Consider the following 17,121-nt stretch of genomic DNA (forward strand, 5'->3'; position numbering starts at 1 on the left):
GCGGGTCCGTCACCCCGCCAGGTGACGGACCTGGTCCCACAGGGCCGGGTCCACCACGCCCACCCGCCGGCGGAACTCCGACACCCCGACCTCGCGCAGCTCGTCCGTCTCCAGGAAGCTGGGCCGCCCGTGCGCGTCGGCCACCGTGCCCGGCGCCAGCGGAATCACCCCGGCCCGTTCGTCGTGGTACTTGCTGGTGATCTTCGCGACCGTCGCCGTCCCGCCGCGCACCCGCAACACCAGACACGGCCGGTCCTTGCCGCCCGGCACGTCCTCGTACGGCACCTGCGCCCACCAGATCTCCCCGGCCTTCGGCAGCCGCCCGGAAGTCCGCCCGGGCCGCGCCGGGCGTCCGGGCGGCCGGGTGCGCCCACCGGGCCGACGCCGCGCCCGTCCGCGCCCGTCCATCAGAGCCGCGACGGCGGCGAGCGCCACCACGGCTCCCAGCGCCAGCCACCACGACGTGTCCATAGCGCAGACGTTACCGGCGCACCACCCGCGGCGCGCGCTCCCTGACAACACCATCCGAACCGGTGACAGTGCAGGTGAGTTCCCCCACAACGGCCCGCTCCGAAGGAGCGAGGGGCCTTGGCGCGCCTTACGCTCGATCCACCGCAGCCCTTCCCCGCGGCCTCCCCGCCAGCCCCGGCCGCCCCTCAACGACAGGCTTCGCCTGGCCCCTCTGTTCCGGAGGTTCACGCTCCATGAAGCTCACCGTCGTCGGTTGCTCCGGGTCGTTCCCGTCCGCGGAATCGGCCTGCAGCAGCTACCTCCTTGAGGCAGACGGCTTCCGGCTGCTCCTCGACATGGGCAACGGGGCCCTCGGTGAGCTGCAGCGCCACATCGGCCTGTACGACCTGGACGCGATCTTCCTGTCCCATCTGCACGCCGACCACTGCATCGACATGTGCGGCTACTTCGTCGCCCGCTACTACCGCCACGAGGGCGGCCGCTGCGCCCCCATGCCGGTGTACGCGCCGGAGGGCGCCGAGCAGCGCCTGACCACGGCGTACGCGGACACGCCCTCCGCGTCGTCGATGAGCGAGGTCTTCGACTTCCACACCCTGAAGCCGGGCACGTTCGACATCGGCCCCTTCTCGGTGCGCACGGAGCGGGTCTGCCACCCCGTCGAGGCGTACGGCATCCGCGTCGAGCACGCCGGCTCCACGCTCACCTACTCCGGCGACACCGGGGTCTGTGCCGCCCTCGACGAACTGGCCGAGGGCGCCGACCTGTTCCTGTGCGAGGCGTCCTTCACGTACGGCAAGGAGGACATCCCGGCGCTGCACCTCAACGGCCGCGAGGCCGGCGAGCACGCGGCCCGGGCCGGTGCGGGGCGCCTGGTCCTCACCCACATCCCGCCGTGGACGGACGCGGAGGTCAACCTGGCCGACGCCCGCGCGGTCTACTCCGGCCCGACGGAACTGGCCGCGCCGGGCGCGGTGTACGAGTTCTGACCCGCCCCGCTTGGCGCGTGCACACGAAAGGGCCCCCGGAACCGTTCGGTTCCGGGGGCCTTGTCGTCAGGCGTGGGCGGGGCTTACTTGGCCTCGGCCTTGGCCAGCTCCGCCAGCTCCTCGTCGGACTCGCGGCCCGGCGTCGGCAGGTTGAACTTGGTGATCGCGAACCGGAAGATCACGTAGTAGACCGCCGCGAAGCAGAGGCCGACCAGGGCGAGTCCCCACGGGTTGGTCGCGATGCCCAGGTTGAGGAAGTAGTCGACCGCGCCGGCCGAGAAGCCGAAGCCGTCCTTCATGCCGAGGGACCAGGTCAACGCCATGGAGACACCGGTGAGCACCGCGTGGATCGCGTACAGGACCGGCGCGATGAACATGAAGGTGAACTCGATCGGCTCGGTCACACCGGTCACGAAGGCGGTGGCCGCGAGGGAGAACATCATGCCGCCGACGACCTTGCGACGCTCGGGGCGGGCGCAGTGGACGATCGCGAGGCAGGCCGCCGGGAGGGCGAACATCATGATCGGGAAGAAGCCCGTCATGAACTGTCCGGCAGACGGGTCGCCCGCGAGGAAGCGCGCGATGTCGCCGCTCTTGCCCTCGTACGATCCGGCCTGGAACCAGGGGAAGGAGTTGAGCAGGTGGTGCATGCCGACCGGGATCAGCGCGCGGTTGGCGATACCGAAGATGCCGGCGCCGACCGCGCCCGAACCGACGAGCCACTCACCGAAGTTGTGCAGACCCGTGCCGAGGACCGGCCAGATCAGACCGAAGACGATGCCGACGAGCAGACCCGCGAAGGCCGACAGGATCGGCACCAGGCGGCGGCCGCCGAAGAAGCCCGCCCAGTCGGGCAGCTTGGTCCGGTAGAACTTCTGGTACAGCAGGGCGACGATGACGCCCATGACGACACCGCCGAGCACACCGGCGTTCACCGGGGCGGCGTTCATGACTATCTTGCCGTCGACGACCGACGCGACCTTCGGGAGGTTGCTGTCGGTGAAGGTGGCGAGCACCTTCTGGAAGACGAGGTAGCCGGTCACGGCCGCCAGGGCGGTCGAGCCGTCCGACTTCTTGGCGAAGCCGATCGCGATGCCGACGCAGAACAGCAGCGCCATGTTGTCGAGCAGGGCCCCGCCACCGGCGGCCATGTAGCTGGCCAGCTTGTGGATGAACTCCGGGAACGAGGGACGGCCGAGCATGTCCGGCTGGCCGAAGCGGACCAGCAGTGCGGCGGCGGGCAGCACGGCGACCGGCAGCATCAGGCTGCGGCCGATGCGCTGCATGACAGCCATCGCGCCGGCGCCCTTCTTCTTCGTGGCCGCGGGGGCGGCACTGGCCGTACTCACAACATCCTCCAGTAGGCAAGGCGCCGCCCGGGGGACATGGGAAAATACGGGGGGACGGCGGCGTCTCGGGGGAACGCGGTCAAGCCCGCGTGGTCTACACCAATGAGTGGTGTAGACCAGTTGTAGCACGGTGAGGGTTAGATAAGGAACCTTCGTTTTTTGTGGTCTGAGCCATACCCGGCAATACGGGCAACACCGACTCCGTGCCGTCTCCTCGCCGTGACCTTTCCGTAGCCGCGCCGCGCCCCGAACGGCCCCTGGGCGGCGCCCGAATGGCCCGTCGCGGAACGCGCGAAGGCCCCCGGACCAAGGGGTCCGAGGGCCTTGCGGGTCCGGGCCGAAAGGCCCGGCGAAAGGGGGGCGCCGGGAGGGGAGGGGCGCCTACGCCTTGATGTTCTCCTCTTCCAGCTCGTCCGCGTCGGGCTCGCGCCCCGGCGTCTGGAGGTTGAACTTGGTGATCGCGAAGCGGAAGACCGCGTAATAGACGACCGCGAAGCACAGTCCGATCGGAATGATCATCCAAGGTTTCGTCGCCAGGCCCCAGTTGATGACGTAGTCGATCAACCCGGCCGAGAAGCTGAAGCCGTCCTTCACGCCGAGCGCCCAGCTCACCGCCATCGAGACACCGGTGAGCACCGCGTGGATCGCGTACAGCAGCGGCGCGATGAAGACGAAGGAGTACTCGATCGGCTCGGTGATGCCGGTGACGAGCGAGGTCAGGCCGACCGAGAGCATCATGCCGCCCACCTCCTTGCGGCGGTGCGGCTTGGCGCAGTGCGTGATCGCGAGGGCGGCCGCGGGCAGCGCGAACATCATGATCGGGAAGAAGCCGGTCTGGAACTGGCCGGCCGTCGGGTCGCCCGCGAGGAACCGCGGGATGTCGCCGTGCACGACCGTGCCGTCCGGCTTGGTGAAATCGCCGAACTGGAACCAGATGAAGGTGTTCAGGAACTGGTGCAGACCGATCACGAGCAGTGCGCGGTTGGCGACACCGAAGATGCCCGACCCCCACGAGCCCAGGTCCACGAGCCACTTGCTGAAGCTCGTCAGCGCGTCACCGACCGGCGGCCAGACCCACAGGCACAGGACCGCGAACACGATCGCGATCCCGGCCATGATGATCGGCACGAGCCGGCGCCCGTTGAAGAAGCCCAGCCAGTCCACCAGCTTCGTGCGGTGGAAGCGCTGCCAGAAGTACGCGGTCAGCAGGCCCATCACGATGCCGCCGAAGACGCCCGGGTTCTGGTAGGTCGCAAGGACCGCCGTGCCGTCCTTGGCGACACAGGCGCCGGCCGTCAGCGTCGAGCCGGCGGCGCAGTCCTTCGGGAACATCAGGAGCACGCTGTAGTAGACGAGGAAGCCGGCCACCGCCGCGAGTGCGGTCGAGCCGTCGGACTTCTTCGCCATGCCGATCGCGACGCCCACGCAGAACAGCAGCGGCAGCCCGAGCGAGCCGTTGAGCAGGGCGCCGCCCGCGCCGTTGAACACCTTGGCGACGTCGTCCCAGCCGAGCCCGGTCTTGCCGAACATGTCGTCCTGGCCGAACCGGTTGAGAATCCCCGCCGCGGGCAGCACGGCGATCGGCAGCTGGAGGCTGCGGCCCATTTTCTGCAGCCCCTGGAACAATCCGTTCCACCACTTGGGCTGCGGTACTGCGGCCGCGCTGCTGGCACTCATCGGCAACCTCCAGGCTTGTGGAACAAGCCGGCTCGGGCGGTCGTTGCAAACTGGTGTAGACCAGTTGCGGTATCGTCCGGAGGGGCCCCTCGCGGGACATGGCTCCGGTGATCGCCATCCTTGGCCAGGCGGAATGCGCCCGCGCGCATAGCTGGGCCAAACGTGGGTTACCGTGACAAAGCGGACCTACCGTGGGCCGACACAGCGTTCTTCAAGAACCAGGAGAGACACATGGCCAGCAAGGCTGAGAAGATCGTCGCCGGCCTCGGCGGTATCGAGAACATCGAAGAAGTCGAAGGCTGCATCACGCGCCTGCGCACCGAGGTCATCGACCCGAGCAAGGTCGACGAGGCCGCGCTCAAGGCCGCCGGCGCCCACGGCGTCGTCAAGATGGGCACCGCCGTCCAGGTCGTCATCGGCACCGACGCGGACCCCATCGCCGCGGACATCGAAGACATGATGTGAGTCGCTGACCCACACCGCCGAAGGCCGGCCCCCACCAGGGGCCGGCCTTTCGCGTACGCACACCCGTTCCGCGCGCCCGAACCCCCGTACGCGCGGAACCGACCCGCGACGCCATCACCTAGGCTCATAGCCATGTCTCGAATCGACGGCCGCACCCCCGAACAGCTCCGCCCCGTCACCATCGAACGCGGATGGAGCAAGCACGCCGAGGGCTCCGTCCTCGTCTCCTTCGGCGACACCAAGGTCTTCTGCACCGCCTCCGTCACCGAAGGCGTCCCGCGCTGGCGCAAGGGCAGCGGCGAAGGCTGGGTCACCGCCGAATACTCGATGCTGCCCCGCTCCACCAACACCCGCGGCGACCGCGAATCCGTCCGCGGCAAGATCGGCGGCCGCACCCACGAGATCTCCCGCCTCATCGGCCGCTCGCTGCGCGCCGTCATCGACTACAAGGCCCTCGGCGAGAACACCATCGTCCTCGACTGCGACGTCCTCCAGGCCGACGGCGGCACCCGCACCGCCGCCATCACCGGCGCCTACGTCGCCCTCGCCGACGCCATCACCTGGGCCCAGAACAAGAAGCTCGTCAAGCACGGCCGCAAGCCGCTCACCGGCACCGTCTCCGCCGTCTCCGTCGGCATCGTCGACGGCGCCCCCCTCCTCGACCTCTGTTACGAGGAGGACGTACGCGCCGAGACCGACATGAACGTCGTCTGCACCGGCGACGGCCGCTTCGTCGAAGTCCAGGGCACCGCCGAGGCCGAGCCGTTCGACCGCAAGGAACTGAACGCCCTCCTCGACCTCGCCACCGGCGGCTGCGCCGACCTCGCCGCCCTCCAACTCCGCGCGCTCGCCGCGGTGTCCGGAGAGTAAAGAAGCAACCAAGCAGGGCGCTCCCCGCGTCCCTACGAGCACGGGCGTACGGGCCAACCGTGCGCCCGTCCGTACCTTCCGGAACGGCTTCTGGAACGCCCTCCAGAACACCTTCCGGAACTCCTGGGGGAGGACCCGACCGATGCGCCGAACCGTGCTCGCCGTCGCCACCGCGGCCCTGGCCGTCACCGTCACCGCGGGCTGCGGAGCCATCGACAAGGCGGTCGACTGCGTCAACACCGCGGACGCCATCGGCAACAGCGTCGGCAACCTCGGCCGCGCCGTCGGCAACGCCACCGACAACCCCGCGCAGGCCGACCAGGCGCTCAACGACATCGACAAAGAGCTGTCGTCCCTGAAGAGCAAGACCGGCGACGCCGACCTGTCCAAGGCCGTCGACGACCTCGACAAGGCCGTCGGCAACGTCCGCACCGCCATCAAGAACGGCGACAACACCCCCGACATCAGCGGTGTCACCGACGCGGCCAAGGAAGTCGGCAAGGTCTGCACGCCCTGACCCGGCACCCCTGGGCGGGCCCCGGACGGAGGCGGCCCGCCCCGGACGCCCCGGCCGGGCCCCGATACTGGTGGGCATGACCCGCCTGATCCTCGCCACCCGCAATGCCGGCAAAATCACCGAACTCCACGCCATCCTCGCCGCCGCCGGGCTGCCCCACGAACTCGTGGGGGCCGACGCGTATCCCGAGATCCCCGACGTCAAGGAAACCGGCGTCACCTTCGCCGAGAACGCCCTCCTCAAGGCACACGCCCTCGCACAGGCGACCGGCCTGCCCGCCGTCGCCGACGACTCCGGCCTCTGCGTCGACGTCCTGAACGGCGCCCCCGGCATCTTCTCGGCCCGCTGGTCCGGCACCCACGGCGACGACCGGGCCAACCTGGACCTCCTGCTCGCCCAGCTCTCCGACATCGCCGACGAACACCGCGCCGCCCACTTCGCCTGCGCCGCGGCCCTCGCCCTGCCCGACGGCACGGAACGAGTGGTGGAGGGCCGCCTCCTCGGCACCCTGCGCCACACGCCCGCCGGCACGGGCGGCTTCGGCTACGACCCGATCCTCCAGCCGGAGGGGCACACGCGGACGTGCGCCGAGCTGACGGCGGACGAGAAGAACGCGATCAGCCATCGCGGACAGGCGTTCCGGGCGCTGGTACCGGTCGTGCGGGAGCTGGTGGGCTGAGGCACGCCGAAGGGCGTGGCGCCTGTGCGCCACGCCCTTTCGATGTGGGCCCGGTGGGACTCGAACCCACGACACACCGGACCTAAACCGGCGTCCTCTAGCCAGCTGGGATACGGGCCCCAGACGGTGCCCACTCTACTGTGCGGCTCCCCGGCGGTTCGAAAAGGTTCCGGTCTGGCTGTGGCAGCAGGGGCACAGGTACCGGAGATTCTCCCGTCGGTTGTCGAGGCGGTCGCCGTTCACGTGGTCGATCTCAAGGACGAGCCGCTTCCCCTGCCAGGTGTCGCTCGTCCCGCAGGCGTCGCAGACGTGTGCGATCCCCAGATCGTCGAGTGCGCGCCGAAGTTGCGCCGTCTTGGTGCGGGCCGAACCGGGCGCCAGCCGCACCAGAATCTCACCCGCCGACTTGCGCTCGGTGGACGGGACACCGCGGCGGTGGCCCTGGCCGACGAAATGGTCGGTGCAGATGCCGTGCGCGTCCAGGCTGCGCTTCAGGCGAGCCCGGCCCGCGCCATTGTTGGTGATACCGAGCTTCTCCAGTACCCCAGCAACGCTCCGGGACGAAGCGACGGCGGCTTCGAGCCGGTCGCGGGGCACGGTTTTGGGTCCGTGTCTGCGGCCCTCGACGAAGTGGGAGGTATCGATGCCGAACTGGTCCAACTTGTTGCGGATGTGCCCGTAGGGGCTGTCACGCGGTGAGAACCCCATGTACTGGACCATCTCCCGAATACTGCGCGAAGCGGCTGCCGCCTCTGCGAGCAGTTCCTTCGGATAGGAGCGCCGGGCCCGTTCGGGAAGCGCCTCCTCCTCGAAGTGCGCGGTGTCGATTCCGTAGTGCTCCAGCCGCCTCTTGAGGTAGCCGAGTGGGCGGCTGCTCAGCGGAGCGTCGAACCTTCGCAGCATGTCGACCAGGCTGGAGGAAGTGCTGGCCGTTTCCGCGAGCAGGTCCCGGGTGTACTTCGGCGAAGTCATGACGCCTGCTCTCGTCGCGTACGGCCGCGGTAAGTGTCGGTAACCGCATGGCAGTTGGGGCAGAGGAGCTGGAGGTTCTCCAAGCGGTTGTCCCACCAGGCGCCATTGATGTGGTCGACTTCGAGCCGGAGCGGTCTGCCGTTCCACTCCGGCCCCGTGCCGCACATTGCGCACCGCTCCTTGATGCCCTTGCTCAAGAGCGCTCGCCGTAGACGCTCACCGGGGATCCTGCCGTCCGCGGGGTCGCGCAGACCGAGAAGGTCACCGAGGGAGCCCCTGGGGCGGCCCCGGCGTGTGCGCGTGAAGTGGCTGGTGTCGATCCCCAGGGCGGCTATGCGTCGGCTGATATGGGTTTGGTTGCCACCGACCTGGCTGATACCCAAGTGGCGCACGACGTCCTTGATGGTGGCCGACACAGCCACTGCCGCACGCAGGCGCTGCTCGGTGTGCCGAACCTGGTTCGTGGCGAAGTGCGAGATGTCGATCCCGGCCTCTGCCATCCGCTGCCGCAGATAGCGCCTGCTGCCGGGCGTAGGTACGCCTCCGCACCAGCGGACCGCGTCGTCGATGTGCTGCGTCTCCCGGGCAGCCTCAGCCAGCCGCGCGGGGGTGTACCTGGTTGCCATGGCTCCTCCGTCCCGGCCGCACGTTCGCAGCCTCGTACGGAGTAACGAACCGAATAGCGGACAGTCACACCCGAAATGCGGAACGCCCCACCCCGCTTCCCCGTCGGGCGGGGCTGTGCAGGGGCGGGGCGCTGTGCGGGGCGGGGACGCCCTGCCCGGGGTCAGATGCCGAGGTCCTTGATGATCTTGGCGACGTGGCCCGTGGCCTTCACGTTGTACAGGGCGCGCTCCACCTTGCCGTCCTCGTCCACGACCACCGTCGAGCGGATGACGCCCGTCACCGTCTTGCCGTACAGCTTCTTCTCGCCGTACGCCCCGTACGCCTCCAGGACCTCCTTGGAGGGGTCGCCGACCAGCGTGACCTTCAGGGACTCCTTCTCGCGGAACTTCGCCAGCTTCTCGGGCTTGTCGGGGGACACGCCGATGACGTCGTAACCGGCGCCCGCAAGCAGCTCCAGGTTGTCCGTGAAGTCGCAGGCCTGCTTGGTGCAGCCGGGGGTGAGGGCGGCCGGGTAGAAGTACACGATGACCTTGCGGCCCTTGTGGGCGGCGAGCGAGACGTCGTTGCCGTCGGCGTCGGGCAGGGTGAAGGCGGGGGCGGTGTCGCCGGGCTGAAGTCGCTCGCTCATGTGGGTTTCCTCCGGAATGGCCGAGGGGGTGGCGTACACCGACAGAGCCTAATGGGGGCCTGTGACAGTGCATTCGCGGTGGAACTGACAGACTGTGGATGACGGATGACCCCATACGACCACCGGAGGCGGCGCAGTGTCGGATGCCAGGACCCCTGCGCAGATCGAGGCGGACATCAGGAGCCGGCGAAACCAGCTCGCGGTGACCCTCGACGAGATCGGGGTGCGGCTGCACCCGTCCACGATCGTCGGCGATGCGAAGGCCAGGTTCGCCTCGGCCGTGGACCACACGGCGGGCCGGGCGTACGTCGCGGTGAACCGCACGGTGAGCGACGTGAAGGCGCAGTTCGTTTCCGACGAGGGCGCGCCCCGCGTGGAGCGGATCGTGCCGGTCGCGCTCGTCGCGGTCGGCCTGGTGGGGCTGCTCGCCCTGTCGGCCCGCAAGCGGCGGGCCTGACCCTTCCGCGTACGGCGGTGGCCGGTGCGGGTAGGTTCGACCCCGTGAGCGAGAACACCCACGACAAGCTGCCCATCCGGATGCTGCACGACCGTGTGCTGGTCCGGTCCGACACGCCCGAGGGCGAGCGGCGTTCGGGCGGCGGCATCCTCATTCCGGCGACCGCTGCCGTCGGCAAACGGCTGGCCTGGGCGGAGGTGGTCGCGGTCGGTCAGAACGTACGCACCGTGGAGCCCGGCGACCGGGTCCTGTACGACCCCGAGGACCGTGCCGAGGTCGAGGTGCGGGGTGTGGCGTACGTCCTGATGCGGGAGCGCGATCTGCACGCCGTGGCCTCCGAGCGGGTGTCGGAGGACTCCACGGGGCTGTATCTGTGAATCCGTGAGGCGGGGCCGACCGCCTCCGTGGCCGTGCCGAAGGGCTGGTGACCGTTGTCACCAGCCCTTTTGCCTGCCCTTTGTTATCGTGGTGGGACCCCGACGAGACGCGTCGTACCGGGTCAGGACAAGACGACGCACCCGCATTTCCGTCACGCGTCTCGGAGGTCCTCATGGCCTGGGTTCTGCTCGTCGTCGCCGGTCTGCTCGAAGTGGGCTGGTCGATCGGGATGAAGTACACCGACGGCTTCACCCGTCTGGTCCCCAGTGTGCTCACGGGCGCCGGGATCGTCGCTTCCATGATGCTGCTGTCGCAGGCCGCCAAGACGCTGCCCATCGGTACCGCGTACGGCGTGTGGGTGGGGATCGGCGCGGCCGGTGCGGCGGTGCTCGGCATGGTGGTCCTTGGTGAGCCGGCCACCGCCGCCCGGATCTTCTTCGTCTGTCTGCTGCTCGTCTCCGTGGTCGGCCTCAAGGCGACGAGCGGCCACTAGCTCACGAGCGAGGTCACCAGCTCGCCAGGTCACCAGCTCACGAAGTCACCAGCTCACGAAGTCAGGGGCTCACGAGGTCAGGGGCTTCGTGAGCCCCGGGGCCGTGCGGCCAGGCCCGTCGTGGTGGCGCCGGGGCCCTCGGTATCACCGGTGTTGGTGCCGCCGGTCTCGGTGCCGCCCTGGGTCTGGCCCTGGTCCTGGCCCTGGATCTGACCTTGTGTCTGGCCCTGGGTCTGACCGCCGGTGTTGGTACCGCCGTTGTCGGCGCCGCCCTGCGTCTGGCCCTGGTCCTGACCTTGGTTCTGGCCCTGGGTCTGTCCCTGGTTGCGGCCGCCCTGGTTCTGGCCCTGGGTCTGTCCCTGGTTGCGGCCGCCCTGGTTCTGTCCTTGGGTCTGCCCCTGGTTCTGGCCCTGCGTCTGACCCTGGTTGCGGCCACCCGTCTGGCCCTGGTCCTGGCCCTGTGTCGGGCCTTGGTCGGTGCCGGGCGTCGAGGGCTGGGGCGGGTTGGGGGCCGGCGGTTCGACGGGAATGGTGGCGCCGTCCTGGAGCTCCAGGTCGAAGTCCTTGGGTTCGCTGCCCCGCAGGGCGCCCTTGGTGTACTGCGCCCAGATCTGTGCGGGCGGGCCGCCGCCGTTCATGCGGGGGAAGCCGAGTGCCCCGTACAGCGGCTGCTGCACGGCCGTGTCGGGGTCGGCGCCCATCAGCGCGACGACGGTGGCCAGGTCCGGGGTGTAGCCCGCGAACCAGGCGGCCTTGTCCTGTTCGGCGGTGCCGGTCTTGCCGGCGGAGGGCCGCCCGGAGGCCTGCGCTGCCGTGCCCGTGCCGCCGTCGACGACGCTCTGCAGCATCGACGTGGTGGTGTCGGCGGCCTCGCGGGTGACGGCCTGTTCGGCGTCCTGCGCGGGCAGTTCGGTCTTCTCGCCGTCCTTGATGACGGATTCGACCATCGTGTACGTGCCGTGCCGGCCGTGCCCGGCGAGCGTGGCGTACGCCTGTGTCATGTCGAGGACGCTGGCGGTCGCGGTGCCGAGCGCGATGGACGGGCCGTTGGGCATGTCCGGGGTGTCGGAGGGCAGGCCGAGGTCGACCGCGGTCTGCCTGACCTTGGCGGGGCCGACGTCGACGGCCATCTGCGCGTACACCGCGTTGACCGACTTGTCGGTGGCGGTGCGCACGGTGATGGGCCCGTAGGAGGTGTCGTCCTCGTTGGCGGGGTTGTACGGGGTGCCCTTCCAGCCCTGCACGTACCGCTTGTTGGTGCCGTCGTAGACGGTGTTCGGGGTGATGGGGCGCCCGTCCTGCGTGGTCGAGCCGTTGACGACGGCCGAGGTGAAGACGAACGGCTTGAAGGTGGAGCCCACCTGGAAGTCGCGCCGGGTCGCGTTGTTGACGTACTGCTTGGTGTAGTCGATGCCCCCGTACATCGCGAGGACCTTGCCGCTCGCCGGGTCGATGGAGGCGCCGCCGACCCGCACGTTGCGGTCGGCCTTGCGGTCCGCGCTCAGCTTGGAGTTGACGGTGTCGTCGACGGCCTTGACGAAGGCGTCCTGCTTGGCCTTCTGGAGGGTGGTGGTGATCCGGTAGCCGCCGGTGGCCAGGGTGTTCTCGTCGATGATCTTGTTGCCGGTGAGGTAGTCCTTGACGGCCTCGACGACGTAGCCGCGCTGGCCCGCGAGGCCCGCGCGCGGCTTGACCTTTCCGGGCACGGGGAAGGTGGTCGCGGCCCGTTCGGGGGCGCCGAGCCACTTCTTCTTGACCATGCCGTCCAGGACGTAGTTCCAACGGGCGAGCGCCCGGGGCTTGTTCTGCGGGTGGGCGATCACGTCGTACGCGCTGGGGGAGTTGAGCAGGGACGCGAGGTAGGCGCCCTCGCCGGTGGTGAGCTTCTCGACGTCCTTGCTGTAGTACGCCTGGGACGCGGCCTGGATGCCGTACGCGTTGCGGCCGAAGTAGCTGGTGTTCAGGTACCCGGCGAGGATGTCCTCCTTGGTCTCCTCGCGATTGAGTTTGATCGCGATGAAGAACTCCTTCACCTTGCGGGTGACGGTCTGCTCCTGGCCCAGGTAGTAGTTCTTCACGTACTGCTGGGTGATGGTGGAGCCGCCCTGGGTGCCCTTGCCGGTGAGGGTGTTCCAGGCGGCGCGGACCATCGCCTTGGGGTCGACGGCGCGCTCGGAGTAGAAGTCCCGGTCCTCGGCGGCCAGTACGGCGTGCTGGACGGTCAGCGGGACCTGCGCGAGCTGTACGTTCTCGCGGTTGACCTCGCCGTCCGAGGCGAGCGGGGTTCCGTCGGCGTACAGGAAGACGTTGGACTGGGCGGTGGCCCCGGCGTTCGCGGCCGGGATCGACACGAGCGTGTAGCCGGCGACGAAGCCGCCGATGAGGAGCAGCGCGAAGAGCAGGACGATGCCGAGGACCACGCGCCAGCGGGGTACGAACCGGCGCCGGCCGGTGCGCTTGGGCCGCTTGCCCGGGCCGGCCGGGGCCGCGGGGGTGCCGGCGGGGGTGCCGGCGCTCGCACCGGGGGTGGCATCGGGCCGGCCGGGTGGGCCTGCGGTCTCGCTCGGGCCGGCCGGGCCGTCGGGGCCCTCGGCTGCGGCGCCTCGGCCGGGCGGGGTGGATCCGGAGGCGCCGAGGTCGCGGGGCGTCCACTCCCGGGGCGCCTTGGGTCCGGGGTGCGGTGGCTCCGGCTGCTCGTCGTCGCTCATGTCTCTCCGGCTCTCTCCGGCCCTTGCGTCTCGGTCGCGTGCGGGGTGAGGTACGGGCTGGTTGTCGATAAGAATCGACCAATTAGGGCGATTCGCACCGTAAGGACATCTTGCATGTCCAACCGCGGAAATTCCGTCGCGAAGGGCCGGGGGGCTGGGCTAGGCTCTCGCGCTTTGGTGTCCGTGGCGGGTGAGGGGGCGTTCGTGCGGCTGTACGGGGTCGTGGCCGCGGGTGGGTTCCGGCGCTATACGACGTACCGGGTGGCCACCGCGGCCGGGGTGTTCACCAACACCGTCTTCGGCGTGATCGTGGCGTACACCTATATAGCCCTGTGGGACCAGCGCCCCAACCTCGGTGGCTACGACCAGTCCCAGGCGCTCACCTATGTGTGGGTCAGCCAGGCCATGCTGATGACGGTCAACATGTTCGGCGGGGGCTTCGCGGACGAACTCGTGGAACGCATCCGTACGGGTGACATCGCGATCGACCTCTACCGCCCCGCCGACCTCCAGCTGTGGTGGCTGTCGGCCGATCTGGGCCGGGCGCTGTTCCACTTCCTGGGGCGCGGAGCGGTCCCGCTCGCCTTCGGGGCGCTGTTCTTCGACCTCGCGCTGCCGACGAACCCGGGGACGTGGCTCGCCTTCCTCCTCGCGGTGCTGCTCGGCGTGGTGGTGAGCTTCGCGCTGCGGTTCCTGGTGGCTCTCACCGCGTTCTGGCTGCTCGACGGGGCCGGAGTCTCCTCGCTCGTCTCCATCGCGGGCCTGTTCTTCTCCGGGATGCTGCTGCCGCTCAACGCCTTCCCCGGCCTGCTCGGCGAGGTGGCCCGCGCGCTGCCCTGGTCCTGCCTGCTCCAGATCCCGGCGGACGTCCTGATGGGCCGCCACCACGGCACGGGCCTGCTCGGCGCCTACGGCTTCCAGCTGGGCTGGGCGGCGGTGCTGCTCGGCGCGGGCCGGGTGCTCCAGTCCGCGGCGGTACGGAGGGTGGTGGTGCAAGGTGGCTGACACGGGGCCCGGAGGGACGGGCGGACCCGGCGTGCCGGACGCGCCGGAGGCCGTCGGCGCCGCGGGCGTGGCCGGGGCGACAGACGCGATGGACGCGACCGGAGTGGTCGGTGTGGCCGGGGCGGCGGGCGTGACCGAGCGGCTTCCGGCGCCGGGTATGTGGGCCACGTACACGATGATCGCCGGAATGTGGATCCGCTCCACACTCGCCTACCGTGCGTCCTTCGTGATGATGCTGGTCGGCAACTTCCTGGTGACGGCGTTCGACTTCGTCGTGATCGCCCTGATGTTCTCGCAGGTCCGCTCGCTCGGCGGCTACTCCTTCGCCGAAGTGGCCTTCCTGTACGGGACGTCGACGACGGCGTTCGGCCTCGCGAACGCGCTGCTCGGCTCCATCGACAAGCTGGGCGCGCGGGTCCGGGACGGCACGCTCGACACCCTTCTGGTGCGCCCTGCGCCGGTCCTCGCCCAGGTCGCCGCCGACCGCTTCGGCCTCCAGCGCCTCGGCCGCCTCCTGCAGGGCGGCCTGGTGCTCGGTGGCTCGCTGTTGGCCCTGCACGTGCACTGGACGGTCCTGAAGGTGCTGCTCGTGCCGGTGATGCTGCTCAGCGGCACCGCGATCTTCTGCGCGGTGTTCGTGGCGGGCGCCGCCTTCCAGTTCTGGGCGCAGGACGCGGCCGAGGTGCAGAGCGCGTTCACGTACGGCGGCCAGACGCTGCTCCAGTATCCGCCGACGGTGTTCGCCAAGGACATGGTGCGCGGCGTCACCTACATCTTTCCGCTGGCCTTCGTGAACTGGCTGCCCGCGCTCTACATCCTGGGCCGCCCCTACCCGTTGGGCCTGCCGTCCTGGCTCGCCTTCACGCCCCCGCTGGTGGCGGCGCTGTGCCTGACCCTGGCGGGCCTGGCGTGGCGGGTGGGCGTCAGGGCGTACCGCAGCACGGGGAGCTGACCCGTGAGCCGGCGCGAGGAGCCGCCCGTGAACCACGAACCAGCACCGCGGGGCCGCCCGTGAACCACGAACCAGCACCGCGGGCCGCCCTGTGAGCCCGAACTCGCCCATGAACGGAAGGCGTTGACGTGACGGACCTCATCGAACTCGACGGCGTCGAGAAGGTCTTCGACGTACGCCGCAAGACGGGCCGCTGGCGACGCGAGAAGCGGCAGGTCAGGGCGGTGGACGGGATCAGTTTCCGGGTGCCGCGCGGCGAGATGGTCGGCTACATCGGCCCGAACGGCGCCGGGAAGTCCACCACCATCAAGATGCTGACGGGCATCCTCACCCCGAGCGCCGGCCGCATCGGCGTCGCGGGCCTCGACCCGTCCCGCGAGCGGACGAAAATGGCGCAGCGCATCGGGGTGGTGTTCGGCCAACGCACCACGCTCTGGTGGGACTTGCCGCTCTACGACTCCTACCGCCTGGCCCACCGCATGTACCGCATCCCGGACGCCCGGTTCCGCGAGAACCTCGACCGCTGCGTCGAACTCCTCGACCTGGCAAGCCTGTTGGACGTTCCCGTACGCCAGCTCTCGCTCGGCCAGCGGATGCGCGGCGACATCGCGGCGGCCCTGCTGCACGACCCGGACGTGCTGTACCTCGACGAGCCGACGATCGGCCTCGACGTCATCAGCAAGGCCAAGGTCCGCCAGTTCCTGCGCGACCTGAACGCCGAGCGCGCCACCACGATCCTGCTCACCACCCACGACCTGACCGACATCGAGCAGCTCTGCAAGCGCGTGATGGTCATCGACCACGGCCGCCTGATGTACGACGGCGCGCTCGCCGGGCTGCACGAGGCGGGCGAGAGCGAACGCACCCTGGTGGTGGACCTGGAGCGCGAACTCCCGCCGGTGCGGGCCGAGGGAGCCCGGGTGATCAAGGTCGAGGGACCCCGCCAGTGGCTCGCGTTCCCCGCCTCGGCGTCGGCGGCGCCGCTGGTCGCACAGATCGCCGCGGAGTATCCGTTGGTGGACCTGTCGGTGCGGGAGCCGGACATCGAGGCCGTGATCGCCCGAATGTACGAGGGCCCGGAGGTTCACTAGTCTGCGCAGCATGACGAGTGAACCAACGGGCGGGCTGCCGGAGATGCGTGCCTCGGACGCCGAGCGGGAGCGGGTCGCCGAGTCGTTGAGGGACGCGGTGGCCGAGGGGCGTCTCGACATGGAGGAGTTCGAGCAGCGCCTGGAGGCGGCCTACAAGGCGCGCACGCACGGGGAGTTGGAGCCGCTGGTCCGTGACCTGCCCGCGCCCGGCTCGGTGGTCGCGGTGGGTCCGACGGCTCCCGCCGCGCGCCGCACGGAGGACGAGACCGAGGTCCACTGGCCCTCCCGCATCGGCCACTCGCCCACCTCCGCGGGCGGGTTCGCCTTCTGGAGCGGGTTCTCGCGCAAGGGGACGTGGACGGTGGCGCGCAGGTTCACCGCGTTCGCCATGTGGGGCGGCGGCGACATCGACCTGCGCGAGGCCCGCTTCGAGGACCGCCACACCGTGCTGCGCCTCTTCACGATCATGGGCGGAATCGGCGTGACCGTACCGCCCGAACTGACCGTCCGGGTCAAGGGTTTCGGCATCATGGGCGGTGTCGACGGCGGCAAGGCCAGCGGCGACGGCACCCCCGGCTCCCCGGACGTCACGATCTTCGCGTACGCGCTGATGGGCGGCATCGGCGTCGACCGCAAGCTGCGCAAGGCGCAGAAGGAGCGGCTGCGGTTGGAGAAGCAGCGGGAGACCCGGAAGAAGCGGGAACGCAAGGAACTGGGCTGAGCCGGATCGTCTGGGCCGGGCGGGATCATCGGGGTCGGTCCGGATCGTCCGGGTCGGTCCGGGCCACCTGGGTCG

19 protein-coding genes, 1 tRNA gene and 1 riboswitch are annotated in these 17,121 nt (G+C 69.9%); of the genes, 12 read left to right on the plus strand and 8 right to left on the minus strand.

Annotation, left to right across the window (positions count from 1 at the left end; translation table 11 throughout):
• Positions 1-9: 9 nt before the first annotated feature.
• Positions 10-471 carry a type II toxin-antitoxin system PemK/MazF family toxin gene (locus IE267_RS30350; protein ID WP_167152994.1) on the minus strand — a complete coding sequence of 154 codons (462 nt, stop codon included), beginning with the start codon at positions 469-471 and terminating at the stop codon, positions 10-12.
• A 233-nt stretch (positions 472-704) separates the two neighbouring features.
• On the opposite strand from IE267_RS30350, the gene IE267_RS30355 reads away from it, so the two are divergent.
• Positions 705-1,457, plus strand: coding sequence for an MBL fold metallo-hydrolase (locus IE267_RS30355; RefSeq protein ID WP_167152995.1), 753 nt, complete (start codon positions 705-707; stop codon positions 1,455-1,457).
• Between the two features lie 83 nt (positions 1,458-1,540).
• Here the strand turns inward: IE267_RS30355 and IE267_RS30360 are convergent, their stop codons facing one another.
• Together IE267_RS30360 and IE267_RS30365 are read right to left on the minus strand one after the other, a co-directional pair.
• Positions 1,541-2,806, minus strand: coding sequence for a PTS transporter subunit EIIC (locus IE267_RS30360; protein WP_167152996.1), 1,266 nt, complete (start codon positions 2,804-2,806; stop codon positions 1,541-1,543).
• A 381-nt stretch (positions 2,807-3,187) separates the two neighbouring features.
• The gene (locus tag IE267_RS30365; protein WP_167152997.1) at positions 3,188-4,483 is read right to left on the minus strand and encodes a PTS transporter subunit EIIC; all 1,296 of its coding nucleotides are present in this window, start codon (positions 4,481-4,483) and stop codon (positions 3,188-3,190) included.
• Positions 4,484-4,714: 231 nt separating this feature from the next.
• On the opposite strand from IE267_RS30365, the gene IE267_RS30370 reads away from it, so the two are divergent.
• The 4 genes from IE267_RS30370 (at position 4,715) to rdgB (ending at position 7,014) form a co-directional block, all read left to right on the plus strand.
• Positions 4,715-4,948: a PTS sugar transporter subunit IIB gene (locus IE267_RS30370; protein WP_053729485.1), complete on the plus strand. Its 234-nt coding sequence runs from the start codon at positions 4,715-4,717 to the stop codon at positions 4,946-4,948.
• Positions 4,949-5,080: 132 nt separating this feature from the next.
• A complete protein-coding gene (rph, locus tag IE267_RS30375) occupies positions 5,081-5,818 on the plus strand; it encodes a ribonuclease PH (protein WP_100578567.1) in 738 nt (245 codons plus the stop codon).
• Positions 5,819-5,960: 142 nt separating this feature from the next.
• Complete coding sequence (locus tag IE267_RS30380; RefSeq protein ID WP_167152999.1) at positions 5,961-6,335, plus strand: DUF8711 family protein; 375 nt, start codon at positions 5,961-5,963, stop codon at positions 6,333-6,335.
• A gap of 76 nt (positions 6,336-6,411) precedes the next feature.
• Positions 6,412-7,014: an RdgB/HAM1 family non-canonical purine NTP pyrophosphatase gene (gene rdgB, locus IE267_RS30385; protein ID WP_161256931.1), complete on the plus strand. Its 603-nt coding sequence runs from the start codon at positions 6,412-6,414 to the stop codon at positions 7,012-7,014.
• A gap of 45 nt (positions 7,015-7,059) precedes the next feature.
• Here rdgB and IE267_RS30390 read toward each other — a convergent pair.
• The 4 genes from IE267_RS30390 to bcp all read right to left on the minus strand — a co-directional run bounded on the left by IE267_RS30390 (position 7,060) and on the right by bcp (position 9,241).
• Positions 7,060-7,134, minus strand: a tRNA-Leu gene (locus IE267_RS30390).
• Positions 7,135-7,149: 15 nt separating this feature from the next.
• A complete protein-coding gene (locus IE267_RS30395) occupies positions 7,150-7,986 on the minus strand; it encodes an HNH endonuclease family protein (RefSeq protein WP_189765395.1) in 837 nt (278 codons plus the stop codon).
• Positions 7,983-8,612: an HNH endonuclease signature motif containing protein gene (locus tag IE267_RS30400; protein WP_167153001.1), complete on the minus strand. Its 630-nt coding sequence runs from the start codon at positions 8,610-8,612 to the stop codon at positions 7,983-7,985. The genes IE267_RS30395 and IE267_RS30400 overlap by 4 nt, the downstream gene beginning before the upstream one ends.
• Positions 8,613-8,773: 161 nt before the next feature.
• Positions 8,774-9,241 (minus strand): thioredoxin-dependent thiol peroxidase, encoded by a 468-nt coding sequence (bcp, locus tag IE267_RS30405; protein WP_161256941.1) that lies wholly within the window; start codon positions 9,239-9,241, stop codon positions 8,774-8,776.
• A gap of 136 nt (positions 9,242-9,377) precedes the next feature.
• On the opposite strand from bcp, the gene IE267_RS30410 reads away from it, so the two are divergent.
• The 3 genes from IE267_RS30410 (at position 9,378) to IE267_RS30420 (ending at position 10,569) form a co-directional block, all read left to right on the plus strand.
• Positions 9,378-9,698 (plus strand): DUF3618 domain-containing protein, encoded by a 321-nt coding sequence (locus IE267_RS30410; protein WP_100578562.1) that lies wholly within the window; start codon positions 9,378-9,380, stop codon positions 9,696-9,698.
• 44 nt (positions 9,699-9,742) lie between these two features.
• The gene (locus IE267_RS30415; RefSeq protein ID WP_100578561.1) at positions 9,743-10,075 is read left to right on the plus strand and encodes a GroES family chaperonin; all 333 of its coding nucleotides are present in this window, start codon (positions 9,743-9,745) and stop codon (positions 10,073-10,075) included.
• Positions 10,076-10,146: 71 nt separating this feature from the next.
• A riboswitch (guanidine-III (ykkC-III) riboswitch) is annotated at positions 10,147-10,217 on the plus strand.
• 31 nt (positions 10,218-10,248) lie between these two features.
• On the plus strand, positions 10,249-10,569 hold the full coding sequence (locus IE267_RS30420; RefSeq protein ID WP_100578560.1) for a DMT family transporter: 321 nt from the start codon (positions 10,249-10,251) through the stop codon (positions 10,567-10,569).
• Between the two features lie 77 nt (positions 10,570-10,646).
• Here IE267_RS30420 and IE267_RS30425 read toward each other — a convergent pair whose 3' ends face one another.
• On the minus strand, positions 10,647-13,277 hold the full coding sequence (locus IE267_RS30425; protein ID WP_189765396.1) for a transglycosylase domain-containing protein: 2,631 nt from the start codon (positions 13,275-13,277) through the stop codon (positions 10,647-10,649).
• A gap of 204 nt (positions 13,278-13,481) precedes the next feature.
• Here IE267_RS30425 and IE267_RS30430 point away from each other — a divergent pair, with 204 nt between their 5' ends.
• From IE267_RS30430 to IE267_RS30445, 4 genes are all read left to right on the plus strand, one after another.
• Positions 13,482-14,282 (plus strand): ABC transporter permease, encoded by an 801-nt coding sequence (locus IE267_RS30430; RefSeq protein WP_167153003.1) that lies wholly within the window; start codon positions 13,482-13,484, stop codon positions 14,280-14,282.
• 157 nt (positions 14,283-14,439) lie between these two features.
• Complete coding sequence (locus IE267_RS30435) at positions 14,440-15,234, plus strand: ABC transporter permease (RefSeq protein ID WP_229861511.1); 795 nt, start codon at positions 14,440-14,442, stop codon at positions 15,232-15,234.
• Between the two features lie 128 nt (positions 15,235-15,362).
• Complete coding sequence (locus tag IE267_RS30440) at positions 15,363-16,325, plus strand: ABC transporter ATP-binding protein (protein ID WP_167153004.1); 963 nt, start codon at positions 15,363-15,365, stop codon at positions 16,323-16,325.
• A 43-nt stretch (positions 16,326-16,368) separates the two neighbouring features.
• On the plus strand, positions 16,369-17,046 hold the full coding sequence (locus IE267_RS30445; protein WP_189765477.1) for a DUF1707 SHOCT-like domain-containing protein: 678 nt from the start codon (positions 16,369-16,371) through the stop codon (positions 17,044-17,046).
• Positions 17,047-17,121 lie beyond the last annotated feature (75 nt).

It is taken from the genome of Streptomyces xanthochromogenes (assembly GCF_014650455.1).
In the GTDB taxonomy this organism is placed as follows: Bacteria; Actinomycetota; Actinomycetes; order Streptomycetales; family Streptomycetaceae; genus Streptomyces; species Streptomyces xanthochromogenes.